The sequence below is a fragment of the Lentzea sp. NPDC051838 genome, from assembly GCF_040681245.1.
Lineage (GTDB): Bacteria > Actinomycetota > Actinomycetes > Mycobacteriales > Pseudonocardiaceae > Lentzea.
Genome location: NZ_JBFAYI010000001.1, coordinates 993,721 through 1,016,522, shown reverse-complemented (window position 1 = coordinate 1,016,522; position 22,802 = coordinate 993,721). Strand labels below are relative to the sequence as shown.

Genomic DNA, 22,802 nt, shown 5'->3' with positions numbered 1-22,802 from the left:
CTACGGTCGGGAACGTGTTCAACGAGCCGTCTCGCCGCAGCTTCCTGTCCGCCTCCGCCGCCGCGGCCCTCACGTTCGGGCTGCTCAAGGCCGGTCCTGCGCAGGCTGCGGGGGAGATCCGGCCGTTCCGCGTGCGGATCCCCGAGCGCGAGGTGGCCGAGATGCGTCGCCGGATCCTGCAGACCCGGTGGCCCGACGTGGAGACCGTCATCGACCTGTCGCAGGGCGCTCCGCAACGGACTGTGAAAGCCCTCGCCCGCTACTGGGCGCACGAGTACGACTGGCGCACGACGGAACGCAAGCTCAACGCACTGCCGCAGTTCATGACCGAGATCGACGGCCTGGACATCCACTTCCTGCACGTCCGCTCGAAGCACGAGAACGCGCTGCCGCTGCTCGTCTCGCACGGCTGGCCCGGGTCGGTGATCGAACAGCTGAAGATCATCGGCCCGCTCACCGACCCGACCGCGCACGGCGGCAAGGCCGAGGACGCCTTCCACCTCGTGATCCCGTCGATGCCGGGCTACGGCTTCTCCGGCAAACCCACGACGACCGGCTGGGGACCCGACCGCATCGCCGGCACGTGGATCGAGCTGATGAAGCGCCTCGGCTACGACCGCTACGTCGCGCAGGGCGGCGACTGGGGCGCGCTGATCGTCGACCTGATGGCGTTGCGCAAGCCCTCCGGACTCCTCGGCGTCCACACGAACCTGCCCGGCGCCGTGCCGGTCGAGATCGACAACGCCGCCCGCGCCGGCGGCCCGCAGCCGCCCGGACTCGCCGGCGACGAGCTCAAGGCGTGGCAGGACGTGCTCTTCCGGTACAGCAAGGGCCAGAACTACGCGCGGATCATGGCGACCCGCGCCCAGACGCTGACCGGCTTCGCGGACTCCCCGGTCGGGCTGGCGTCGTTCATGATCGACCACAACCTGGCGAGCCTCGCGTTGATCGCGCGCGCGTTCGACGGGCAGCGGGAGTCGTTGTCGCGCCAGGACGTCGTCGAGAACATCTCGCTGTACTGGCTGACGGACACCGCGATCTCCGCGGCCCGGCTGTACTGGGAGAGCAAGTACTCGGTGATCGCCGCGAAGGGCGTCACGCTGCCGGTCGCCGTCAGCGTGTTCCCCGAGGAGGTCTACCAGGCGCCGCGCAGCTGGGCCGAACGCGCGTACCCGAACCTGATCCACTACAACCGCGTCGCGGCCGGTGGGCACTTCGCCGCGTGGGAGCAGCCGCAGATCCTCGCCGCCGAAGTCCGGGCGGGATTCCGGCCGCTGCGTTAGCTTTCAGGGCATGTGGGACGGCGGTGACGCGTACGAACGGTACGTCGGCCGGTGGAGTCGCCCGGTCGCGGTGGAGTTCCTGCGGTGGCTGGCCGTGCCACCGGGCCGGACGTGGCTCGACGTGGGGTGCGGCACCGGCGCGCTGACCGAGACGGTGCTGGCGCACTGCGACCCCGCCTCCGTCGTCGGCGTCGACCCGTCCGCGGCGTTCCTGGAGCTGGCCCGGCAACGGGTCGCCGGTGCTTCCTTCGAGGTCGGCAGCGCGGTCGACCTGGGGGAGCGGCAGGCCGACGTCGTGGTGAGCGGACTCGTGCTCACCTTCGTGCCCGACGTCGCGCAGGCCGTGGCGGAGTTCGCCCGCGTCGGCTCGTACGTCGGCTCCTACCTGTGGGACTACGCGAGCGGCATGCAGATGATGCGGCTGTTCTGGGACGCCGCCCGCGACGTCGACCCCGCCGCTTCCGCTCAGGACGAGGGGCTGCGGTTCGGGGACGTGAGCGACCCGGACCCGTTGCGGACGTTCTGGACCGGCGCCGGGCTGCGCGACGTCGAGGTGACCGGCATCGTCGTGCCCACGGTGTTCCGCGACTTCGCCGACTTCTGGGAACCCTTCGAGGGCGGCACCGGCGCGGCGCCCGCCTACGCCGCGACGCTGCCGGTGGAGCAGCGCGACGCCATCCGCGACCTGCTCCGCTCCCGGCTGCCGGCGGTTGGCCCGATCTCGCTGACGGCCAGGGCGTGGGCCGTCAGAGGTGCGCGCTGAGGAACCGTTGCAGGTGCGGGTTCACGTCGTCGGCGTGCGTGAGGCTGAGGAAGTGCGCGCCGCCCTCGACGGTGACCAGCGGCTCGGCTTTCGGCAGGGCTTCGACGAGCGCTTCGGCCTTCGCGACGGGGTAGGCGAGGTCCGCCGTGCCGTGCAGCACCAGCGCGGGCACGGTGATCTCCTGCGCGCGATCGAGGATGCCCTCGCGGCCGACCAGGGCGTTCATGATCAGCCGCAGCCGCTCCGGTTCGACCGCGGACCACTTCGGCGTCCACTCCGACGGGTCGTAGTCGCCCAGGCAGATCTTGGCGACGGCCTCGATCACCGTCTCCGGTCCCTGCGCGATCCACACCTCGGCGAGCTGCTGGTAGGCGGCCGAGATCTGCTCGTCCTCGGTCTCGCCGGACGTGCCCAGCAGCACGAGCGCCGTGACCCGTTCCGGTGCCAGCAACGCCATCCGGAGCGCGACGAACCCGCCCTGGCTCGTGCCCACGACGGCCGCCTTGCCGATCTTGAGCTCATCGAGGACCGCGAGAGCGTCCCTGGCCACGTCCCAGTGGTCGAACGGCTCTTGTGCGGGCGTTTCGCCGTGGCCGCGCTCGTCGATCGCGATCAGCCGGTAGGAGTCTCCGAACGCGGCGACCTGCGGCGCCCACATCGAGGCGTCCATCAGGAAGCTGTGCAGCAGCACCACCGCGGGCCCGTCACCGCCGTGGTCCACGTAGGACACCAGCTGCCCGTCGCCCGTCGTCACCGTCGCCATGCCGTCGCACCTCATCTCGCGTTTCCCGCATAGTGGATCATCAGCGGCACCCGCCCCGTTCGTTCTACCCTGCCCGAATGCGACAAGTGATCAGGGGCGCGGTGCTGCTCCTGCTGCTGTTGATCGTCGTCCCCGCACCGGCGATGGCGCAACAACAGCAGACTGTGGTGAAGATCGGCACCGAGGGCACCTACCCTCCGTTCTCGTTCCACGACCCCCAGACCGCCGAACTGACCGGCTACGACATCGAGGTCGTCAAGGCGATCGCCGCGAAGGCGAACTGGCGGCTGGAGTTCGTCGAGACGCAGTGGGACGCGATCTTCCCCGCCCTGGACTCCGGCCGCATCGACCTGATCGCCAACCAGGTGTCGCTGAACCCCGAACGCGCGGCCAAGTACGGACTCTCCAACCCGTACACGTACTCGCGCGGCGTGATCGTCCGCCGGACCGGTGACACGCGGATCAAGTCCTTGTCCGACCTGAGCGGCAAGACCACCGCGCAGTCCAGCACGTCGAACTGGGCCAAGGTCGCACGCGACGCGGGCGCTCGTGTCGAGGCGGTCGAAGGTTTCGCCCAGGCCGCCGCTCTGTTGCAGCAGGGCCGGGTCGACGCGATCGTCAACGACAACATCGCCGTCCTCGACTACCTCGCCACCACCGGCTCGAAGGACGTCGAGATCGCGGGCGACGCGGGTGCTTCCGGCAGCCAGCAGGTCCTGGCACTGCGCAAGGCCGACGCTTCGTTGCTCTCGCAGGCGAACCAGGCGATCGACGCCCTGAAGGCCGACGGCACTCTGCGCGGCATCTCGGAGAAGTACTTCAAGGCCGACGTGTCCGTTGAGGACGGTGGCTCGGCGGACCTGTCCCAGGGGCGTGGGGCGCGCAGCACGTGGGACGTTCTGGCGTCCACCGCGTGGCCGATGTTCGTGGGCTTGGTCAAGGTGACTGTTCCCTTGACGGCCCTGTCGTTCGCGATCGGTCTGGTGCTGGCGCTTCTCGTTGCCCTGGCCCGTATCTCCTCGTATCGCGTGCTGTCGGGTCTGGCGCGCGGATTCATCTCGATCATCCGCGGCACCCCCTTGCTGCTGCAGCTGTTCATCGTCTTCTACGGCCTGCCGCAGATCGGCCTGAAGTTCCCACCCTTCACCGCCGCCGTCGTCGCCTTCTCCCTGAACGTGGCGGGTTACGCCGCCGAGGTCGTCCGCTCGGCGATCCTGTCCGTGCCACGCGGCCAGTTCGAGGCGGCGTCGACCATCGGCCTGAACTACGCGCAGACCCTGCGGCGCATCGTCCTGCCCCAAGCCGCCCGCACCGCCGTGCCACCGCTGTCCAACACGTTGCTGTCGCTGCTGAAGGACACCTCGCTCGGTTCGGTCGTGCTGCTGACCGAGCTCTTCCGCGAGTCCCAGCTCGCCGCCGCCGAGAGCAACGAGTTCCTCGCCCTGTACTCCTTCGCGGGGCTCTACTACTGGCTGATCTGCGTCGCGCTCTCCGCGGGCCAGAAACGACTGGAGACCAGGCTGAACAGGTACGTGATCGCATGACCGACCTCCGCATCGAGGTCTCGGACCTCCACAAGTCCTTCGGCTCCCTCGACGTCCTGCGCGGCATCGACTTCTCGGTCCCGCGCGGCACCTCCACCGCGCTGCTGGGCCCGTCCGGCTCCGGCAAGACCACCCTGCTGCGCTCGCTGAACGTCCTGGACACCCCCGATTCCGGTGTCGTCAGGATCGACGACGTCACGGTGGACTTCGCGTCGTTGCCTCCGGGCAAGGCCGGGCGGGTCGTGTCTCAGCGGCTGCGCGGGCAGAGCGGCATGGTCTTCCAGTCGCACAACCTGTTCCCGCACCGCACGGTCCTGCAGAACCTGACCGAGGGCCCGGTCGTGGCCCAAGGCCGGCCGCTCGACGAGGTGGTGGGGGAGGCGCGCGTCCTGCTGGACCAGGTGGGGCTGGCGGACAAGGCGGATTCGTACCCGTACCAGCTCTCCGGCGGTCAGCAGCAACGCGTCGGCATCGCCCGAGCCCTGGCCCTGAAGCCGCGCGTGGTCCTGTTCGACGAGCCCACGTCGGCGTTGGACCCGGAGCTGGTGGGGGAGGTGCTGGCGGTGATCAAGGACCTCGCCTCCGAGGGCTGGACCACGGTCATCGTCACCCACGAGATCCAGTTCGCCTCGCACGTGGCGGACCAGGTGCTGTTCCTGGACGGCGGCGTGATCGTGGAGAGCGGCCCGCCCGCGCAGGTGATCGGCGACCCGCGGGAGGAACGCACGCAACGGTTCCTGCGCCGCATCCTCGACCACGGGTGACCCTCACCGAGCTGCCGTGGGACCCGCTGAGCCCGGCTGAGGTGGCCGGGCTGTTCGGCGACGTCCGGTGGTGGATCGCGGGTGGCCACGCGATCGAGATGTTCGTCGGCCGCCCGTTGCGCCCCCACTCCGACATCGACGTGTTGCTGTTACGCCGCGACCAACTCGCGGCGCAACGCGCGCTGGCCGGCTGGGAGTGGTGGGCAGCCGACCCGCCGGGAACGCTGCGCCCGTGGAGGCCCGGCGAAATCCTGCCCACCGGCGTCCACGACATCTGGTGCCGCCCCGCCGGATCCGACCACTGGCGAGTCCAGGTGATGCTCGACGAGTCCGACGGCGACGACTGGGTCTCGCGCCGCCATCCACGCGTGCGCAGAAGCATCTCCTCGATCGGAAACGCGACCGCATCCGGAATCCCGTACCTGGTTCCCGAGATCCAGCTCTTCTACAAGTCGACAGCACCGCGCCCAAAGGACCAGATCGACTTCGACGCGGCGTTACCGCTGCTCAGCGCCGTGCAACGACAGTGGCTGGCCGACACTCTCGCCATTCTTGAGGATAGGCTCCCCTAATTTCCTCCCGAATTGCGGCCTTTCTGCCGTGGTGGCATCGTCCGAATCACCGAACCTTTCCCACCACGGCAGGAGCGGACATGACCACCCTCGAGAACCCGGCGATGCCCGCCGTCCACGACTGCAGCGTCAGCGAGTGCTCGTACAACCACGACGGCTGCCACGCCTTCGCGATCACCGTGCGCGGCGACAACGGCGCTGCCGACTGCGGCACCTTCATCCCGTTGAGCACGAAGGGTGGCTTGGAGAAGGTCGTCGCGCAGGTGGGTGCCTGTCTGCGCACCGACTGCACGCACAACGCCTCGCTGGAGTGCACGGCGCAGAGCGTGCGAATCGGTGCGGGCCCCGGCGACCACCACGCGAACTGCCTGACCTACCAGCCGCGCTAGTCCTCCTCTTTGCGGTCCACCGCGCGGCCGAGCTCCCGCAGGCCGACGTTGACCGCGATGATCGCCACCGTGCCCGCGGCCGCCACGACGTGCAGCCCGGCACCCGCCAGCGACCCCACCGCGGCCGCGCACCACAGCGTGGCCGCGGTGTTCAGTCCGCGCACCGACAACCCGTCGCGCAGAATCACGCCCGCGCCCAGGAAACCGATGCCGGACACCACCTGAGCGGCCACCCGCGTCGGGTCGCCCTGGCCGTCGAAACCTTGTGCCGAAAGCAGAACGAACAGCGCCGCCCCCACCGCCACGAGGGCGTTGGTGCGCAGGCCCGCCATGCGCGAGCGGTACTGCCGCTCGAAACCGATCAACGCGCCGAGGCCCATGCTCTCGGCAATGCGCAGCGTCATGTCGAAGATGTGCATCGTGTGACTCCCCTTGTGTGCAGGGGTGTGCGTCACACGCCAGAACTCAAGCGTGCGAGGTGAAGTGACCTGCGCGGGCTACTGTCGCCTGGCATGTGTCGCTCACCTCGCTTCCTCGTGTCTGGTTGGCAAGACCGGTTCACACTACTGAACCCGGCGTGAGGCCGGAGTGAGAGTGGGACGGACGTCTCACTACAGCATCTCCAGCGGGCCGGGTCCTGACGGGGGAGGGAACGCGCCGTCCAGCTCCGCCAAGTCCTCTGTGGACAGTCGCAGCTCCAGCGCCCGAGCGTTCTCCCGCACGTGCTCGACCGTGCCCGCCTTGGGGATCGCGTTCACGTGCGGCAGCCGCAGCACCCACGCCAGCGCCACCTGGGCGGGCGTCGCGTCGTGCCGGGCGGCGACCGACGCGAGCACCGGCGACCGGAGCAGCCGTCCCTGTTCGACGGGGGAGTAGGCCATGATCGGCATGCCGGCGGACGCGTGCCACGGCAGCAGATCGTGCTCCGGGCCGCGCCGCGACAGGTTGTAGAGGATCTGGTTGGTCTGGCAGAAGCCGGGCAACGCGACGAGCTCGCGCATGTCCGCCAGATCGAAGTTGCTGACACCCCAATGCCGGATCTTGCCGGCAGACACCAGGCCCGCGAACGCTTCGACCGTGGCAGACAACGGCACGCCGCCACGCCAGTGCAGCAGGTACAGATCGAGCCGGTCGGTGCCGAGGCGGCGCAGGCTGGCCTCGCACGCGCGCACGGTGCCCGCGACCGAAGCGTTGGAGGGCAACACCTTCGACACCAGGAACACCTCGTCCCTGCGTCCGCCCAGCGCCTCGCCCACGAGCGACTCCGCGGCGCCCGAGCCGTACATCTCGGCGGTGTCGATCAGCGTGAGGCCGAGGTCGAGGCCCTCTCGCAGCGCGGCGATCTCGGTGGCGCGCGACGAACGAGCCTCGGCCATCATCCACGTGCCCATGCCGAGCGCGGGAACGGACTCTCCTGACGGCAGCGTCACGGTCATGCCGCCCAGCATGCCTCAACGGCGGTGAAGCTCCTTGACGGCGCTGCACCTCTCTCGGGTCTTACCGACCGGCACACACACCTGCGCCGTGACGCGGTCGACCAAGTCGGGATCGCCGAGCTCTGCCGAGAACCGCTCCGGCCGGTCGAGCACGCCCTGCGTCCACGCGCCGACCTGAACATCACCTGAGTACGCCAGGATGAAAGCGGTCGTCCACCTGTCCTGCCGGTGGCCGGTGAGCACCGCGTCCACGGTTGCGGTCCGCGGGTTCCAGACGATCGAACCGGCCACGGTGCCGCCCGGGATGCTCACCGCGAACGGCGTCCGCGAGGCAGCCTCCGCGGGTGCGACCGAGCCCAATGCGAGTGCCGCAGCGATGACGGCACAGCCCTTCATCAGTTTCATGATCTTGAGCGTGGCAGGAGCAAGGGTCAGGACGCGCGGTCTGTTCCACTTTGGTCGGTACAGTTGGCCGGATGCGACGTGCGGGCCTTGTGTTGTTGGTGCTGCTCGTAGTCGCGTTGGCCGTCGCGGCTCAGTTCGTCGACATCCCCGACGCCGCACAACTGCGCGAGCGGGTCGGGGGAGCGGGGCCGGTGGCGTTCCTGGCGGTCTGCGCGCTCGGCACGGCGGTGTTCTTCCCGAAGCCGGTGCTCGCCACGGCGGCAGGGCTGCTGTTCGGCATCGGGTGGGGGAGTGCGCTCGCCATCGCCGGCTTCACGGCGGGCGCGATGATCGCGTTCGGCATCGCCCGCACGCTCGGCCGCGACGCGGTCAAAGGATGGCTGGGGGAGCGGATGCGCACGATCGAGGAGGTGTTCGCCCGCGACGGCGTCGAGGCGACCCTCGTCGTGAGGCTGCTGCCGATCGTGCCGTTCACGCTGGCGAACTACGGGGCGGGTGTCACGTCGGTCAGGCCGCGGCACTTCGCGCTCGGCACCGCGCTCGGACTCGTCCCGTCGACGGTGCTCGCCGCGGTGCTGGGGGACGCGCTGAGCGACCTGGGCTCGCCGAGGTCGATCGTGGCGCTGTCGATCTGGACGGTGCTCGCCGTGACCGGGGTCTGGTGGGGCCGCACCCTCGTGGCGCGCAAAAAGCCGTCCCGGCGGGAGACCGGGACGGCTTGAAGCGTCTGCGAGAGATCAGGCCGTGCGGGTGCGGCGTCCGCGCAGCTCTTCGAGGCGCTCGTCGAGCAGCTCCTCGAGCTCGGGGATCGACCGGCGCTCCAGGAGCATGTCCCAGTGCGTGCGCGGCGGCTTGACCTTCTTCACCTCCGGCTCGACACCGTCGATGATCTTCGACTCGGTGCCGTGGAGGCGGCATTCCCAGGTCGGCGGCAACTCGGCGTCGTCGGAGAACGGGACCTCGAAGTCGTGTCCCTTGGGGCACGCGTACCGCGCTGCCCGGCGCGGAGCGAGGTCGTGGTTGCGGTCCGTCTCGTAGCTGACTGCTCCGAGCCGGCTTCCACGCAAAACGCGGTCGGCCATGGCGGTGTCCTTTCGCTCGGCTCAGGGCCGGGGCCCAGGCTTCTTGCTCACCGTGTGCAACGCCCGGATTGCTCCGTTTGTTTCCGGCTCGCTCTCATGGTCGCCCACAGTGACGTCGTTCACTCGTCAACGAAGGCTTCCTACTAATGGATGCGATCGCCACAGGATCGTGACGCGTTATCAAGCTACTGCGCTCATGCGTCACTCTAATGGCCTAGCCAACCCTGTGTGTAACCGCCTAGGCCAAGCGCAGTTGGCCACTTTGTGCGACGTCAGGGCCTAGGTCACCCAACCGGAAGTGACGCCGGCAGAGCACTTGGTAACGGATAGTAGTTTCCGTGGTATCGGTTACACCGTTGCTCTCTGTACCCGATCGGTGCTGTTCCGTATCCGAAACCGTGTCCGCGACCAGAACTGTGTCTCCAGCACGAATCACCCGTCCGGCCCGCACCCGCGCGTTGAACCGTCCCGGCACCCCGCACCAGCACAGCACCTCGACCTGGATGGCCTTCAGTTCGTCGGCCAGTTCGAAGAGCCGCTGCGACCCCGGGAACATCTCGCCGCGGAAGTCCGTGGCGAGCCCGAAGCAGTACACGTCGACCTGGACGTCGTCCGCGAGCTCTGCCAGCTGCTCGACCTGAGCGGGGGAGAGGAACTGCGCCTCGTCCACGATCAAGTAGTCCACGCGCTGGCCCAACGCCCACTCCGCGCGCACCAGCTGGCGGAGATCGTCGTCGCGGATCTCCGCGGCCTCCCGCGTGATGCCGATGCGGCTCGAGATCTGCGGGCGGCCCGACCGGTCGTGCCGCACCAGCAGCAGCCCGCGGCGACCCTGCCGCGAGTTGTTGTGGTCGATCTGCAACGCGAGCGTCGACTTGCCGCAGTCCATGGGGCCGAAGAAGAACTTGAGGTGCCCCACCACCGGCGTCGACCGTCGGGAACCCGCGACAGGTACAGCGGACAGGGCATCTGTCGGATCGGGGAGGGCGTCCACGGCGGGTCACCCTAGTGCCTAGGTAGTGATCTTGAGGAATCCCCACGGCGTATCCCTGTCCATCGCGTGACCCTTCCGGTCGGTCGCGGAACCGATGAGCAGACATAGCCGCTGCGCAAGCCGCCGAAACATCGACCTGTAACGGCCACTCGCCGGCCCCGATGACGGGGTGGGTTCCCGGCGGCGTCAAGGAGCGAGCAGTGAACATCTTCGGCCTGACCATCACCCGCACCCGGCGCGGCCCGTCGCGGGCCGAGCGGAACGCGTCGGCCGCGGGCGCCCGCTCGGCCGAGGACACCGGTGGCCCGGAGGGGGTTCGCATTCATCGCGACGAGCTGGTGCTGGTCGAGCGGCTCATCCGGACGGCCGGTTGGGTGAACGTGAGTGGGAGGTGGAAGGGCCCGGTGGACGAGTTCGTGGCGTCCCTGCACGTTCGGCTGGGTGCTGCGAGCGCGGTGGAGGCGGACCCGCAGTTCGTTCCGTTTCTGCTCGACGAGATCGCCATCGTGGAGCGTGCTGTCCTGCATCTGGACGGGTCTCCCGACTACCGCCGCCTGGTGGGGAACGGTCGCCAACTGCTCGAGGACCTGAGGCTGCGCCTCGGCCACGCGGAAGCGGTCCGCCAACTGGGGGAGATCGCGGTGTTCGCCCAGAACCCGTTCCCGATCGACCCGTTGAATCCCTGATCACAATAGCTTCAGTGCTGACTGAAACCGGACCACGTCCGGTCATTACGCTTCCCGATATAGCTCGCCCCGCGATATATTCAACGACATGAGTGGTCGGGTCATGTCCGAGCAGACGTTCCTCGTGCTCACCGCGCTCGCGGAGGAGCCGTTGCACGGGTACGCGATCGTGCAGGCGGTGGAGCAGTTGTCCGAGGGGCGGATGGTGCTGAGGGTGGGCACGCTGTACGGGGTGCTGGACCGGTTGGTGGCGGACGGGCTCGCCGAGCGCGACCGTGAAGAGGTGCACCAGGGGCGACTGCGGCGCTACTACAAGCTCACCGACTCCGGTGTGCGGGCGTTGCAGGCGGAGGTCGCGCGGCTGAGCGCGAACGTGCGGGCGGCGTCCGCGGTGCTGAGGGGGAGGGGCGTCCAGCCATGGATGAGCAAGGCGTGAGCAACCTGGAGCGGCGGTACCGGCGGCTGCTGAGGGTGCTGCCCAAGTGGTACCGGCAGGACCGGGAAGACGAGATGGTCGGGATCTTCCTGGCCGACCGGACCGATGACGTCGATCTGGAGCACGGCTGGCCTGGGTGGGGTGAGACGTGGTCGCTCCTCGGCCTCGCGGTGCGGACGCATCTGGCGGCCGGGGCGGCGTTCACGAGCGTGCCGGCGAAGGTGGTGTGGCGCGGCGAGGTCGTGCGGGCGCTGGGGATGTTCGGGCTGCTGCTCGGGATCTTCTTCGCGGGGGCGGCGGTCACGAGCCTGTCCGTGGCCTACGGCAACCCGCAGTGGGCTCCAGAGATCACCTGGTGGCGGGTCCTGGAGCTGGGGCCGGTGGTGGCGTTCGCCGCGCTGCTGAGCGGGCGCAGGACGCTCGCGAAGGTCGCGGCGCTCGCCCCGGTGCTGCTGGCGGTGGCCTCGGTGGGGGAGCACGCCCTGATGTGGGGCCTGTTCCAGTTGCCGTCGTTGGTGACGTTCGTGTGTCTGTGCCTGGGTTTCCACCGGGAGGCGCCGATCCCGCCCGCACGCAGGCTCGTCTGGTGGGGTGGGGGAGCGCTGTTGCTCGGCGTCGTCGGCGGGTTCGCGTCGGGGCTGGGGTTGATCGTGGTCGCGCTGATCACGCTGATCACCCGCGTGGTGGCGTTCGTGCGCGGTGACTTCGTGCTGGGGCGGGCGTTGTCGCTGTTCGCCGTGCTGCAGCTGGCGCCGCTGGCGTTCCTGCTGGTCGGGGGAGAGGTGCTGATCCTCGCGTTGCCGCTGGCGGTGTTGCTGGTGCTCAGTGCGCTGGCGCCGATCCGGAAAGCGCGGGTGTCGTGACGAGCAACCTGGAGCGCCGGTACCGGTTGCTGCTCAGGGTTCTGCCGGAGTGGTACCGGGAGGACCGCGAGGAGGAGATGGTCGGGCTGTTCCTGATCGAACGCACCGACGAGCTCGACCTGGAGCACAGCTGGCCGGGGTGGGGCGAGACGGGGGCGATGCTCGGTCTGGCCGTGCGGACGCGGTTGGCGGCCACCAGCGCGCCCGTGCAGGCGGTGCGGCTGGGCGGGGTGGTGCGGTGGTTGGGTGTGCTCGGGTTGCTGCTGAGCTTCACGTACCTCGCGGTGGCGGTGCGCAGCGAGATCCTCGTGCGGAACATGCCGGAGTTCCTGCCACAGCCGCCGTGGGTGTTCCTGAGTCACTTCGTGCCGGTGGTGGCGTTCGTGTTGCTGCTGCGAGGGCAGCGGACGGCCGCGAAGGTGACGTACGGGCTGACGCTCGTGGTCTGGCTGACCCAGTTCTTCCAGATCGAGCCGAGTGCCTTGTCGTTGCTGTGGCACGTGCCGTCGATGCTCACGCTGGTGTGCCTGTGCCTGGGTTTCCACAAGGACGCGCCGACGCCGCGGGCGAGGCCGTTGGTGTGGTGGGCCGGGGGAGCGGTGGTGCTCGGCTGCGCGGACCTGGTGGTGCTCGGCAGCGGTGTGCTCGTGTTGGCAGCCGCGGTGCTGGGTCTGCGGGTCTACGCCTACGTGGGCGGGGACGCGGTGCTGGGGCGGGCGCTGTCGGTGTTCGCCGTGCTGTTCGGGGGATCGTCGGCGATCACGTACCTGCCCGCGCCGGCGGAGTACCAGCGGTACCTCGTGGTGGCGGCGGCGCTGCTGGTGGTCAGCGCCGCCGCACCGGTCAGACGAGGGTCGGTTCTGGGTTCCCGACTGCCTTGATGGCCTTGCGGACCGGGACGAAGTAGAGCAGCACGAACCCGATCGCGAAGAAGGCGATCAGCGACAGGATCGCCGGCCTCATGCTGCCGGTGACCTGGCTGACGATGCCGAACAGCGCCGGCCCGAGCCAGCTCGTGGCCCGCTCGCCGACCTCGTAGACGGAGAAGTACTGCGCCTCGCGGCCGGGCGGCACCATCTGGCTGAACAGGCTGCGGGACAAGGCGTTCGTGCCGCCGAGCACGATGCCGATGCCGGCGGCGACGATGAAGAACTGCACCTGGTCGCCTGCCTGGACGAAGAACGCGAAGGTGATGACCACGATCCACAGGGTCAGCGAGGCCATGATGGTCTTCTTGGCGCCGATCCGCCGGGCGGCGAGGCCGTGCAGCACGCCTCCGAAGAACGCGACGAACTGGACGATGAGGATCGTGCTGATGAGCGTCTGCTCGTCGAGCTTGAGCTCCTGTTCGCCGTAGACGCCGGCGATGTTGGCGACGGTGGCGATGCCGTCGGTGTAGAAGAGGTAGGTGCCCAGGAACGCGAGCGTGAGCGGGAACGCCTTGGCGGCCTTGATGGTCGCGCCGAGCTCCTTGAACCCGGCGGTGATCACGGAGGCGCCGTGTTCGCCACCGTGCGGCGCCTGGTGGGAGCGCAGGCGGGTGAGCGGGATGAGCGTGAACAGCGCCCACCAGATGCCGGAGATGACGAACGCGATGCGCGCGGCGTCTCCTGCTGTGATGCCGAGGTCCTCGGAGAAGATCGTGATGGCGAGCTGGACGAGCAGGCAGACGCCGCCGCCGAGGTAGCCGTAGGCCCAGCCGCGGCTGGACAGTCCGTCTCGTTCGTCGGCCGCGGCGATCTCGGGGAGGAACGCGTAGTAGACGACCACGCTGGCGCCGTAGCCGATGTTGGCGAGGATGAAGAGCCCGAGGCCGAGCGAGAAGTTGGTGCCCTCGACGAAGGCGAGCGCGATGGTGGCGGCGGATCCGGTGTAGGCGAAGAGGGCGAGCATGCGCTTCTTGTTCTGCGTGCGGTCGGCGATGGCGCCCATGACGGGCAGCACGATCACCTGGATGACCGTCGCGAACGACAGCAGGTAGGCCCAGAGCGAGCCTGCCGGGAACGCCAGTCCGAACACCGAGATGTCGCAGTTCGACAACGAGTTGCCGTCGGGACACGGGTTTGCGCCGTTGCGCGCGGTGTCGGCCTTGGCCGCGTTGACGGCGATGCTCGTGAGATAGCGCGAGAAGAACACTGTGATCACGGAGGTGGGGAACACGGAGTTCGCCACGTCGTACCAGACCCAGCCGCGCTGCTCGCGGCGGCGGTTCACCCTGCTGGCGTCGGCGGCGTCGTCGCCCTTGACCTTCATGTCGGCGGACTGTACTTGTCCGCCGACACAGCCGATGATCGACTGTCCAACCTGTTACCAGGTACCGCGCGACCGGAGTACTTCGCGCAGGACATCAGGCCTGTCGGTCACGAGTCCGTCGACTCCGAGGTCGAGCAGGGCGCGCATGTCGTCGGCGTCGTCGATGGTCCACACGTGGACTTCGAGGGCCCTGCGGTGGGCGGCCTGGACGAACTTCTTGTCCACGACGGTGAGCCGTCCTTGGCTCACCGGTACCTGTGCGACCTGTCCGCGCACGGCGAGTCCGGCGAACGGAATCCGGCCGGCGGCCCAGAGCGCGCCCGCGGATCGCGGTCCCATCGACGTGAGCAGCCCAGGTCCGCCGCGCTTGCGCAGGCGCGCCAGCCGGCTGTCGGAGAAGCTCGCCAGGCAGACCCGTTGCAGCGCCTTGGCTTTGCGGAGGAGGTTCAGGATCGGCTCGACCGCGCCTTCGCTCTTCACGTCGATGTTGAAGAACGTGTCGGGCAGCTCCTCCAGCACGTCCGCCAGCCGTGCGATCGGCTCGCGTCCGCCCACGCGCGCCATCCGCACCTCGGTCCACGGCAGCTCCGCGACCCTGCCCTGCCCGTCCGTGGTCCGGTCCAGCGTGTGGTCGTGGTGCACGACGACCTCTCCGTCGCTCGTGGCGTGGACGTCGGTCTCGATGTAGCGGTAGCCCTCCGCCACGGCGCGGCGGAACGAGCTCAGCGAGTTCTCCATGCCGCTGAGGTCGCCGACGTGCCAGCCGCGGTGGGCGAAGGCTCGGGGACGCGGTCCTGCGAGGTACGGGTGGGTCACGAGCCCGAGTCTGCCTGCTCGCAGTGGCTCCGGGGTGGACAGTGGGTGGCGGGACACTTTCTTCTTGTTCTCTATTTCTTCAGTGCTGCCTGAAACCAGACCTCTCGGCCAATCTGTCCCAGCGCAGCCTCGGTCCCAGATCGCGCACAAGACACCGAAACCCCTCCCGAAACCAACATCAATCGCCGAACCGGTACTGTCCGGTTCCCTACGAAGGTCGTGCTTTCTGGCGCGTCGCTGGAGACCACCCACCGGCATTCGCTACCGTCGCGCGCCATGGAGCGCTCCATGGAGGCGGATGAGCCCAAGCACTGTGCGTGGTGCGGGCGGCGGTTGCCGGGGAGTGGGCGGATCGGCCGGCCACGCAGGTACTGCGCTCAGCCGTGCCGTCAGCGCGCGTACGAGCGGCGGGCCGCGTTGCAGCGGGGAGGGCTTCCCGAGGACGCCGTAGTACTGTCCACCGCTGAGCTGGCTGATCTGCAGGACAGGTTGTTCCAGCTGCGGTGTGCGGCCGAGGACGTGGTGACGGCGGCGCAGGACGGTGCGGAGAACGAGGAGCTGCGGAAGCTGGCTGCGGAGCTGGTGGAGTCGGCTAAGGGTTTGGAGCGGCTCCGCTGAGAGCCGTTCGCAAAATAGCGAACTGACCGGCGTAGCGGGTTGCTTACGTCCGGTGATCGGACGATCATGACGCGCGTGACCTCCTACTGCCGCACGGTGCTGGACCGGGCGGGTGTCGGCTATGCCGTGACGGACTCGCGCGGGAACCTGTTGTGGTGCAACCGCGCGCTGGGGGCTGTGCTCGGGGTTCCGGTTGAGCAGGCCTACGGGCGGTCGTTGCCCGCGTTGCTGCCCGGGGTGCCGGAAGTGCCCGCGCCGACCAGGGAGGTGCTGGCTCCCGGTCCGAAGTGGCTGGAGGTCCGGTGCTCGAAGCTGGGCGACGACCTGATGTACGAGGTCGTCGACGTGTCGGCGTGGCGGGACCGCGAGCTGACTGTCACCCAAGAGGCTGATGCTCTGCGACGGGCTCAGGCGCTCGGGCGGATGGGCACGTGGGAGTGGTCCATCTCGGACGACCGCGTGACCTGGTCGGACACTCTGCTGGAGATGTTCGGGTTCGAGCCGGGTACGGCGTTCGACTTCGAGCTGTACGCGCAGCTGGTGCACCCGGACGACCTGCCGATGATCGAGGAAACGCTCGACACGGCGCTCAAGACCGGCAGCGTCTTCACCTACACGCACCGGATGCTGCGGCCCGATGGCGCGGAACGCGTCTTCGAGTGCTTCGGCGAGGTCGTGGTCGGTGACGACGGTGCTCCGCTGCGGGCGCTGGGCACGGCGCACGACGTCACGCAGTCGTCCCGAGTGCACGACGAGCTCGTGAGGATGGCCGAGCAGGACCCGTTGACGGGGCTGCCGAATCGCCGCGCTCTCACGCGGGCTCTGGAGAAGGAGCTCGCGAACAACGGGTCGGGTGCGTTGCTCGTGCTGGACCTGGACAACTTCAAGGACGTCAACGACCTTCGCGGCCACGCGGTGGGCGACCGGGTGATGCGGATGCTGGCGAGTGCGCTGCAGTCGCGCCTCGCCGACCGCCTGATCGCGCGTCTGGGCGGTGACGAGTTCGCGGTGGTGCTGCCGGGAGCGTCGCTGAAGGACGCCTCCGATGTGGCGGACAACCTGAAGGAAGCCGTCGCGGGCTTCCCTCTCGCGGGTATCGGCACTCCGGCGCGGATCACGGTCAGCACGGGTCTGGCGGAGTTCGGTCCCGGCGACTCGTGGGAGCTGGTGCTGGCGAACGCCGATCTCGCGCTCTACGCGTCGAAGGCGGCGGGTCGTGACCGGGTCACGGTGTACGAGCCGAACCACTACGCGGACACGGTGAAGCGCGTCAGCGTCCTGGACCGGCTGCGGGCGGCGTTGGCCGGCAACGGTCTCGCGCTCTACGGCATGCCGATGGTCGAGCTGCACTCCGGCAAGACGCTCGGCCACGAACTGCTGCTGCGGCTCGAGGACCAGCAGGAGCCCTACCTCGGCCCGGCGGACTTCCTGCCGGTCGCCGAGCGGTCGAACCTGATCCTCGAGGTGGACCGGTGGGTGTTGTCCACGGCGATCGACGCGCTGGTGGCGGAGCCGGACTCGCGGTTGCGGTTCAACGTCAACGTGTCGGGTCGCACGCTGGAGGATCCGGACTTCGGTGACTTCGTGCTCGACAAGCTGGGCAAGGCGGGTGTCGCGCCGGGCCGGTTGGGTCTGGAGATCACGGAGACGGCGGCGGTGACCAATTTGGACGCCGCGGTCGCGCTGTCGACGCAGCTGCGCAGCTTCGGGTGCCGGATCACGCTGGACGACTTCGGGTCGGGTTTCGGGTCGTTCGTGCACCTGAAGCACCTGCCGATCACGGGCATCAAGATCGACGGCGAGTTCGTGAAGGGCATCGAGACCAACGACGCCGACGCCGTGCTCGTGTCCGGGATCGTGCAGATCGCCAACGGGCTGGGGCTTTCCGCGGTGGCGGAGTGGGTGGAGCGACCGTCCCAGGTGGAGGCTCTCAAGCAGCTCGGCGTGCGGGTGGGGCAGGGTTTCCACCTCGGCAAGCCGGTGCCGTTGCGTGACGTGGTGAACGCGGAGCGCATGCCGCCGAATGGCGCATTGTCGTCTCGGGTGGTCGGAGCAGAGGATGGTGCGCGCTCCTGATCACCGCCTGATGGGATGCTCGTGTCTTCTTGTGGTCTTCGTCGTCTTGAGTTGAGCGTTGCCGAGCCTGAGAAAACGGTGGACTTCTTCGCCGGGGTTCTCGGTTGGGCGGTGATAGCGGAGCCGGGCGGGTCTTTCTCGGGTTGGGTCGGTGACAGACTCGCGGCGCAGATCGTTGCGGGGCAAGAGGGTTGGCACGTCTTCTTCGGCGGTGACGAGCCGCGGGAGCTGAAGGCGAACTCCTCTGTGGACAGTGGCCGGGTCCTGCACGGGCCGTGGGCGCCGGCGCCGCGGCACGGTGAGCCGTGCTGGGTCGAGCTGCTCACCAGCACGCCGGACGAGGACGACGCGTACTGGAAGCGCGAGCTCGGGTGGGAGACGGCGGAGGGTGACCGGGCCCTGGGCCTCTACACCTCCGCGCGCCACGGTGATCCGCGTCCGGTCGCGGGCACCATGCAGTCGTGTGCGGGCGCGGAGTCGCATTGGGGCGTCTACTTCGCGGTCGACGACCTCGAAGCCGCGTGTGCGCGTGTGTCCGAGTTGGACGGTCGGGTGACCGTGGGGCCCTCGCGACTGCAGATCGGTGAGTTCGCGTCGATCGAGGGCCCGCACGGCGGTCATTGCGCCCTGCTGGAGAACCCCAAGGGCTGGGGCGGGAACTGGGCTAGCTGACCGGGTCGCGGTCGAACCACGCGACGGCGAGCAGGATCAGTCCGGTGGCGATGCTGACGCCGGAGTTGATCAGCAGGTCCGAGGTGGCCATGCCGATCTCGCGTCCCCAGTACGCGAGCTGTGAGGTCGCGTCCCAGAAGAGGTACATCAGCGCGTTGATGACGATGAGCTTGCGGCGGTCGGCTGCCCGCCGCAGGCCCATCGCGACGATCGTGACGGCGATGATGAGCACGTGGTAGCCGGCGACGGCGTACCACTGGAACGCGCGCGTCGGGGTCATCTCGCCGCCGAGGTAGGCGCGGTCGGTGAGTTCCGGGGAGAACGTGAGCACGACGGCCTGGAGCAGGTTGAACGCGATGTAGACCCAGAGGACGATCTTCATCCAGAGTTTCATCAGGCGTCGAGCTCCGGAGGGAAGCCGCCGGTGGCGATCGGGCCCCAGCTCTCGATCGTGATGCGGATGAGCGACTTGCCCTGGCGCAGCATGGCGGCGCGGTACTCGTCCCAGTCGGGGTGCTCGCCCGCGATGCAGCGGTAGTACTCGACGAAGTCCTCCAGCGCCTCGGGCAGGTCGAGGACCTCGGCGGTGCCGTCGATCTGCACGTACGCGCCGTCCCAGTCGTCGGAGAGCACGCACATCGTGACCGAGGGGTTGCGGCGGGCGTTGCGGACCTTCGCGCGCTGCGGGTACGTCGAGACGACGATGCGGCCCTCGGAGTCGACTCCGCAGGAGACGGGGGAGACCTGCACTCCGTCGGTGGTGGAGCGGCGGGTGATCAGGACGCCGTGGTGGCGGGTGCGGAGGAACTCGAGCAGCTGCGGCCGGTCGACGGAGTCGGCCGTGGCGATCTTCGGCATGATGTGCAGCATGGCACGGTTCACCTCGTTCGACGGCACCGAACTCGCCTACCGGGAAACCGGTCAGGGCGCCCCGCTCATCGTCCTCGCGGGTGGCCCCGGCAGGGCGTCGGAGTACCTGGAGACCCTCGGTGGGCTGGACGCGCACCGCCGGTTGGTGATCCTGGACAACCGGGGTACGGGTGAGTCCGACGAGCCGGTGGATCCGTTCACGTACCGGCGGGACATGCTGGTGCGGGACGTGGAGATGCTGCGCCGTCACCTCGGCCTGGACGTGGTGGACGTGCTGGGTCACTCCGCGGGTGCCGGTATCGCGATGGGCTACGCGGCGGACTTCCCGGACCACGTCGGCAAGCTGCTGCTGCTCACGCCGGCGTTGCGCAGCGTCGGTCTGTCGCCGGAGCAGAGCGACTGGGACACGTTCCTCGCCGCTCGCGTGACCGAGCCTTGGTACGAGTCGGCCACGACGGCGCTGGAACGCAACGCCGAGGGTGACGACTCGGTGGAGAACCGCGTCGCCGCCTCCCCGCTGCTCTACGCGCGCTGGGACGCCCACAGCCAGGCGCACGCGAACGCCGAGTTGGGTCAGTGGAAGTACCACGTGGCGCTGGGCTACAACGCCGAGGGCGCGTTCGTGCCTGGGATTCTGCGGCGGGCGATGACGGACTTCGACCACGCGGTGCTGGTGTACGCGTGCACGGAGGACCCGATCTCGCCGGTGCGCCGTTGTGCGGAGCTGGCGGAGTTGTTCCCGCACGCGACGATGTACGTGCACGAGGGCGTCGGGCATTACCCGTGGGTGGAGGACCCGGACACGGTGTCCAAGCAGCTGGCGACGTTCCTGGACGCCTAGCCGACCTGGGCGGCTTCGACGCGGTCGCGGCCGTTGCTCTTGGCCTGGTAGAGCGCCTCGTCGGCGGCCAGCAGCAGCGGGCTGAGCTCGGTCGCGGTGTCGGGGAAGACGGCCGCGCCGACGGAGGCGGTGAGGCCGTTGACGACCTGGTCCTGGCCGAGGCGGTCGACGACGACGATGTGCAGGCCCGCGATCTCCTCGCGGATGCGTTCGGCGGTGGCGCGGACCTCGTCGGTGCTGACGCCGGGCAGCAGGACGGCGAACTCCTCACCACCGAATCTGCCCACGAGGTCGTAGGAGCGCACGGAGTGCTTGAGCGCGTCCGCGACCGCGCGCAACACCCGGTCGCCGGCGAGGTGGCCGTAGGTGTCGTTGATGAGCTTGAAGTGGTCGAGGTCGAGGATCAGCACGCCGACCGTGGACACCAGCCGCCGGGCGCGGGCGAGTTCGCGTTCGGCCACGTCGTGCCAGAACGTCGCGTCGACCAGGCCGGTCTTGGAGTCGGTGCGGGCCGCGACCCGGAACTGGGGCAGCAGCAGGCCCATGTGCAGGGCGAGGACGGTCAGCAGCAGCATCGGCGTGAGCCACGGGCGCATCGTCATGATGATCGCGACGCCGGAGCCCAATCCGACCGAGGCCTGGACGATCAGGACGTCGGAGGCGTTGCCGAGCGCGGTTTTGACGGGGTTCTGCCGGTTCGTCACGAAGATCGCCGTGACCACGAGCGCATAGTTTATGAACCAGTACAAGAAGCCGGCCGTAACCAATGCCAACAGGCCAAGCGGGCCGTCAACGTCAACAGCACGGTCCGGAAACAGTCCTAGAACGAGTTGCGCCGTGGCACTGCCGAGTACGACAGTGGCCGCGGAGAACACCTTGCGGAACAGGACCGCCCGCCGCTTGTAGACCCGGAACCACGAGTGCGTGTAGCTGATGACGATCAGCGCCACGAGCAGTGGCATCGGTAGTACGAGCACGCCCGCGAACAGCCACACCGACTGCATGTGGGCGTGCGGTGACCCTTCGGCGCCGATCTCGCGGATCCGTTCGATGCCCCGTGCCGCTTCCAGGTGCAGAACCGCACCGCCGGACAGCAGCAGGAACCAGGGCCAGGTCAAGGCCTCGGCAGGGGTACGCCATGCGGTGGCGAGCGTGACGAGGGACGCCGAAACGACCACCGTCACGACATAGGCCAGCACCACAGGAGGAAGCGACCATAACTTCCACCGGCGCGGGTCAAGCCAAGGCACGCGTTCACCCCCACACCACTGTCCAGGAACCAACCACTGTAGCTACCGGGTAACACAAAGTCGTGGCTCCATGTGGGGGACCTCACCGTGAGTAGTCCTCACAGAATGCACCCCTCAAATCGCGCGAATTCCGGCGCAACGAACACCCGTAGGAGCAGTCATGATCAACCGTACCTCCGCCACCGGCCGTCCCGTTCGTCCGACCGACTGGCTGCGTCCGACGGACTGGCGCCGGCCGACCGACTGGCGGCGTTGAGCCACCAGAGGATCGCCGCACCGCCCGCCGCGAGCACGCCCAGTGCTCCGGCGGCGGCGACGACCTGGTGCACCGCGAGGGTTTCCGCGGCCAGACCGGCCAGGGCGACGCCGACGCCCTGCGAGACCCGCAACGCGGTGACGGCCAAGCCGTACGCCTGCCCGCGCGACGAGTCCGGTACCGCGCGCACGAACGTCGTGTTCGCGACCAGGTGATAGGCACTGGCCGCACCGGACAGCGCGAACAACCCCACACTGACGGCGAGACCCGGCCGCAGGGCGGCCGGGACAAGAACAGCGCACGCGGCGATGGCCAGCCACGGCATGACCCGCAGCTGCGTCCGTGCGTTCAGATGTGCCACGAGCAGCATGCCGACCGCCGTTCCCGCGGCGTAGGCGGCGAAGATCGACCCCACCCCGGCCGGCCCGGCGCCCACTCCGGCGGCGTACGGCACGGCCAGCGCCTCACCCACGATGTAGAAGCCGGACACGCAGGCGAGCGCGACGAGCGCCCGCAGCCGGCGGTCGCCCCACACCAACCGGGCCCCGCCGACGAGATCAGCAGGCCACGCCGACACGTGCGGACGCCGCGGCGACGGCCGGTCCAGCAGGAACACGCCCACCAGGAACGCTGACACCCCGAAGGTCACCGCGTCCGCCACCAGCACCAGGCCCGGTCCCCACCAGGCCACCAGCGCACCGCCGGTCAGGAACCCGGCCACCTGCGCCATCTGCGTCACCGTGCTCAGCACCGCCTGACCCAGCGGATACCGCTCGTCGGGCAGGATCTGCGGCAGCAGTGCCGCCCGCGCCGCCCCGTGCGGCGCGCCCGCGAACTGCACCAGAACCAGCAGTGCCGCCAACGCCCACAGGGGCATCAGCGGCACGGCCATCACCATCAGCAGGGCCGCCCGCACGAGATCGGCGGCCACCATCACTTCTTTGCGGGCGAACCGGTCGGCGAGCCCTGACAGCAGCGGCCCGCCGACCAGGTCCGGAAGGAACGTCAACGCGTAGGTCAGCGCGGTCAGGCCCGCGCTGGCGGTGCGGGAGTAGACGTGCACCGTCAGCGCGACCCTGGCGAACTGGTCCCCGGCCACCGACACCACGTGCGCCACGAACAGGGCGCGGAACTCACCGTCTCGGGCGAGCTCGCGGTAGCCGGGCATGC

Annotated in this window: 26 protein-coding genes and 1 pseudogene; 15 read left to right on the top strand and 12 right to left on the bottom strand. The window is 69.1% G+C overall.

Features of this window, described 5'->3' with window-relative positions:
- The first annotated feature begins 14 nt into the window (after positions 1 to 14).
- Both AB0M24_RS04650 and AB0M24_RS04645 read left to right on the top strand, forming a co-directional pair.
- Positions 15 to 1,283, top strand: a complete 1,269-nt coding sequence (locus AB0M24_RS04650) for an epoxide hydrolase family protein (protein WP_363761037.1) — start codon at positions 15 to 17, stop codon at positions 1,281 to 1,283.
- Between the two features lie 10 nt (positions 1,284 to 1,293).
- On the top strand, positions 1,294 to 2,046 hold the full coding sequence (locus tag AB0M24_RS04645; RefSeq protein WP_363761035.1) for a class I SAM-dependent methyltransferase: 753 nt from the start codon (positions 1,294 to 1,296) through the stop codon (positions 2,044 to 2,046).
- On the opposite strand, the gene AB0M24_RS04640 is transcribed toward AB0M24_RS04645, so the two are convergent.
- Positions 2,030 to 2,809: an alpha/beta fold hydrolase gene (locus AB0M24_RS04640; RefSeq protein ID WP_363761033.1), complete on the bottom strand. Its 780-nt coding sequence runs from the start codon at positions 2,807 to 2,809 to the stop codon at positions 2,030 to 2,032. The genes AB0M24_RS04645 and AB0M24_RS04640 overlap by 17 nt on opposite strands.
- A gap of 77 nt (positions 2,810 to 2,886) precedes the next feature.
- Here AB0M24_RS04640 and AB0M24_RS04635 point away from each other — a divergent pair, with 77 nt between their 5' ends.
- From AB0M24_RS04635 to AB0M24_RS04620, 4 genes are all read left to right on the top strand, one after another.
- A complete protein-coding gene (locus tag AB0M24_RS04635; RefSeq protein WP_363761031.1) occupies positions 2,887 to 4,353 on the top strand; it encodes an ABC transporter substrate-binding protein/permease in 1,467 nt (488 codons plus the stop codon).
- Positions 4,350 to 5,117 carry an amino acid ABC transporter ATP-binding protein gene (locus AB0M24_RS04630; RefSeq protein ID WP_363761029.1) on the top strand — a complete coding sequence of 256 codons (768 nt, stop codon included), beginning with the start codon at positions 4,350 to 4,352 and terminating at the stop codon, positions 5,115 to 5,117. Before AB0M24_RS04635 ends, AB0M24_RS04630 begins: the two co-directional genes overlap by 4 nt.
- On the top strand, positions 5,114 to 5,689 hold the full coding sequence (locus AB0M24_RS04625; RefSeq protein ID WP_363761027.1) for an amino acid transporter: 576 nt from the start codon (positions 5,114 to 5,116) through the stop codon (positions 5,687 to 5,689). The genes AB0M24_RS04630 and AB0M24_RS04625 overlap by 4 nt, the downstream gene beginning before the upstream one ends.
- Positions 5,690 to 5,769: 80 nt before the next feature.
- The gene (locus AB0M24_RS04620) at positions 5,770 to 6,078 is read left to right on the top strand and encodes a DUF1540 domain-containing protein (protein WP_363761025.1); all 309 of its coding nucleotides are present in this window, start codon (positions 5,770 to 5,772) and stop codon (positions 6,076 to 6,078) included.
- Between the two features lie 8 nt (positions 6,079 to 6,086).
- On the opposite strand, the pseudogene AB0M24_RS04615 reads toward AB0M24_RS04620, so the two are convergent.
- The 3 genes and pseudogenes from AB0M24_RS04615 to AB0M24_RS04605 form a co-directional block, all read right to left on the bottom strand.
- Positions 6,087 to 6,497, bottom strand: a pseudogene (locus tag AB0M24_RS04615) (MgtC/SapB family protein); the annotation flags it as partial.
- Between the two features lie 192 nt (positions 6,498 to 6,689).
- The gene (locus tag AB0M24_RS04610) at positions 6,690 to 7,514 is read right to left on the bottom strand and encodes an aldo/keto reductase (protein ID WP_363761023.1); all 825 of its coding nucleotides are present in this window, start codon (positions 7,512 to 7,514) and stop codon (positions 6,690 to 6,692) included.
- A gap of 15 nt (positions 7,515 to 7,529) precedes the next feature.
- Positions 7,530 to 7,919, bottom strand: a complete 390-nt coding sequence (locus tag AB0M24_RS04605; protein WP_363761021.1) for a hypothetical protein — start codon at positions 7,917 to 7,919, stop codon at positions 7,530 to 7,532.
- Between the two features lie 71 nt (positions 7,920 to 7,990).
- On the opposite strand from AB0M24_RS04605, the gene AB0M24_RS04600 reads away from it, so the two are divergent.
- Complete coding sequence (locus tag AB0M24_RS04600) at positions 7,991 to 8,641, top strand: TVP38/TMEM64 family protein (RefSeq protein ID WP_363761019.1); 651 nt, start codon at positions 7,991 to 7,993, stop codon at positions 8,639 to 8,641.
- Positions 8,642 to 8,656: 15 nt separating this feature from the next.
- On the opposite strand, the gene AB0M24_RS04595 is transcribed toward AB0M24_RS04600, so the two are convergent.
- Both AB0M24_RS04595 and AB0M24_RS04590 read right to left on the bottom strand, forming a co-directional pair.
- On the bottom strand, positions 8,657 to 9,001 hold the full coding sequence (locus tag AB0M24_RS04595; RefSeq protein ID WP_030466135.1) for an RNA polymerase-binding protein RbpA: 345 nt from the start codon (positions 8,999 to 9,001) through the stop codon (positions 8,657 to 8,659).
- Positions 9,002 to 9,239: 238 nt separating this feature from the next.
- Complete coding sequence (locus AB0M24_RS04590) at positions 9,240 to 9,995, bottom strand: thymidine kinase (RefSeq protein ID WP_363761017.1); 756 nt, start codon at positions 9,993 to 9,995, stop codon at positions 9,240 to 9,242.
- A 200-nt stretch (positions 9,996 to 10,195) separates the two neighbouring features.
- Between AB0M24_RS04590 and AB0M24_RS04585 the strand changes: the two genes are divergently transcribed.
- The 4 genes from AB0M24_RS04585 to AB0M24_RS04570 all read left to right on the top strand — a co-directional run bounded on the left by AB0M24_RS04585 (position 10,196) and on the right by AB0M24_RS04570 (position 12,861).
- Positions 10,196 to 10,681: a hypothetical protein gene (locus AB0M24_RS04585; protein WP_363761015.1), complete on the top strand. Its 486-nt coding sequence runs from the start codon at positions 10,196 to 10,198 to the stop codon at positions 10,679 to 10,681.
- A gap of 88 nt (positions 10,682 to 10,769) precedes the next feature.
- Positions 10,770 to 11,117 carry a PadR family transcriptional regulator gene (locus AB0M24_RS04580; RefSeq protein WP_363761013.1) on the top strand — a complete coding sequence of 116 codons (348 nt, stop codon included), beginning with the start codon at positions 10,770 to 10,772 and terminating at the stop codon, positions 11,115 to 11,117.
- A complete protein-coding gene (locus AB0M24_RS04575; RefSeq protein ID WP_363761011.1) occupies positions 11,114 to 11,980 on the top strand; it encodes a hypothetical protein in 867 nt (288 codons plus the stop codon). The genes AB0M24_RS04580 and AB0M24_RS04575 overlap by 4 nt, the downstream gene beginning before the upstream one ends.
- The gene (locus AB0M24_RS04570; protein ID WP_363761009.1) at positions 11,977 to 12,861 is read left to right on the top strand and encodes a hypothetical protein; all 885 of its coding nucleotides are present in this window, start codon (positions 11,977 to 11,979) and stop codon (positions 12,859 to 12,861) included. The genes AB0M24_RS04575 and AB0M24_RS04570 overlap by 4 nt, the downstream gene beginning before the upstream one ends.
- Here AB0M24_RS04570 and AB0M24_RS04565 read toward each other — a convergent pair.
- Both AB0M24_RS04565 and AB0M24_RS04560 read right to left on the bottom strand, forming a co-directional pair.
- Positions 12,824 to 14,233 (bottom strand): MFS transporter, encoded by a 1,410-nt coding sequence (locus tag AB0M24_RS04565; protein WP_363761007.1) that lies wholly within the window; start codon positions 14,231 to 14,233, stop codon positions 12,824 to 12,826. The two genes, AB0M24_RS04570 and AB0M24_RS04565, sit on opposite strands and share 38 nt — an antisense overlap.
- Positions 14,234 to 14,287: 54 nt before the next feature.
- Positions 14,288 to 15,049, bottom strand: a complete 762-nt coding sequence (locus AB0M24_RS04560) for a glycerophosphodiester phosphodiesterase (protein ID WP_363761005.1) — start codon at positions 15,047 to 15,049, stop codon at positions 14,288 to 14,290.
- A 276-nt stretch (positions 15,050 to 15,325) separates the two neighbouring features.
- Here AB0M24_RS04560 and AB0M24_RS04555 point away from each other — a divergent pair, with 276 nt between their 5' ends.
- The 3 genes from AB0M24_RS04555 (at position 15,326) to AB0M24_RS04545 (ending at position 18,415) form a co-directional block, all read left to right on the top strand.
- Entirely contained in the window at positions 15,326 to 15,667 is a 342-nt protein-coding gene (locus tag AB0M24_RS04555) for a hypothetical protein (protein WP_045316915.1), read from the top strand.
- A gap of 75 nt (positions 15,668 to 15,742) precedes the next feature.
- Complete coding sequence (locus tag AB0M24_RS04550; protein WP_363761003.1) at positions 15,743 to 17,743, top strand: EAL domain-containing protein; 2,001 nt, start codon at positions 15,743 to 15,745, stop codon at positions 17,741 to 17,743.
- 15 nt (positions 17,744 to 17,758) lie between these two features.
- Positions 17,759 to 18,415 (top strand): VOC family protein, encoded by a 657-nt coding sequence (locus AB0M24_RS04545; protein ID WP_363761001.1) that lies wholly within the window; start codon positions 17,759 to 17,761, stop codon positions 18,413 to 18,415.
- On the opposite strand, the gene AB0M24_RS04540 is transcribed toward AB0M24_RS04545, so the two are convergent.
- Together AB0M24_RS04540 and AB0M24_RS04535 are read right to left on the bottom strand one after the other, a co-directional pair.
- A complete protein-coding gene (locus AB0M24_RS04540; RefSeq protein WP_363760999.1) occupies positions 18,408 to 18,809 on the bottom strand; it encodes a hypothetical protein in 402 nt (133 codons plus the stop codon). The two genes, AB0M24_RS04545 and AB0M24_RS04540, sit on opposite strands and share 8 nt — an antisense overlap.
- Positions 18,809 to 19,273 carry a PPOX class F420-dependent oxidoreductase gene (locus AB0M24_RS04535; RefSeq protein ID WP_363760997.1) on the bottom strand — a complete coding sequence of 155 codons (465 nt, stop codon included), beginning with the start codon at positions 19,271 to 19,273 and terminating at the stop codon, positions 18,809 to 18,811. Before AB0M24_RS04535 ends, AB0M24_RS04540 begins: the two co-directional genes overlap by 1 nt.
- Before the next feature lie 10 nt (positions 19,274 to 19,283).
- Between AB0M24_RS04535 and AB0M24_RS04530 the strand changes: the two genes are divergently transcribed.
- On the top strand, positions 19,284 to 20,126 hold the full coding sequence (locus tag AB0M24_RS04530) for an alpha/beta hydrolase (RefSeq protein WP_363760995.1): 843 nt from the start codon (positions 19,284 to 19,286) through the stop codon (positions 20,124 to 20,126).
- Here the strand turns inward: AB0M24_RS04530 and AB0M24_RS04525 are convergent.
- Positions 20,123 to 21,325, bottom strand: coding sequence for a GGDEF domain-containing protein (locus AB0M24_RS04525; RefSeq protein WP_363760993.1), 1,203 nt, complete (start codon positions 21,323 to 21,325; stop codon positions 20,123 to 20,125). The genes AB0M24_RS04530 and AB0M24_RS04525 overlap by 4 nt on opposite strands.
- Before the next feature lie 215 nt (positions 21,326 to 21,540).
- Positions 21,541 to 22,800, bottom strand: a complete 1,260-nt coding sequence (locus AB0M24_RS04520) for an MFS transporter (protein ID WP_363760992.1) — start codon at positions 22,798 to 22,800, stop codon at positions 21,541 to 21,543.
- Positions 22,801 to 22,802 lie beyond the last annotated feature (2 nt).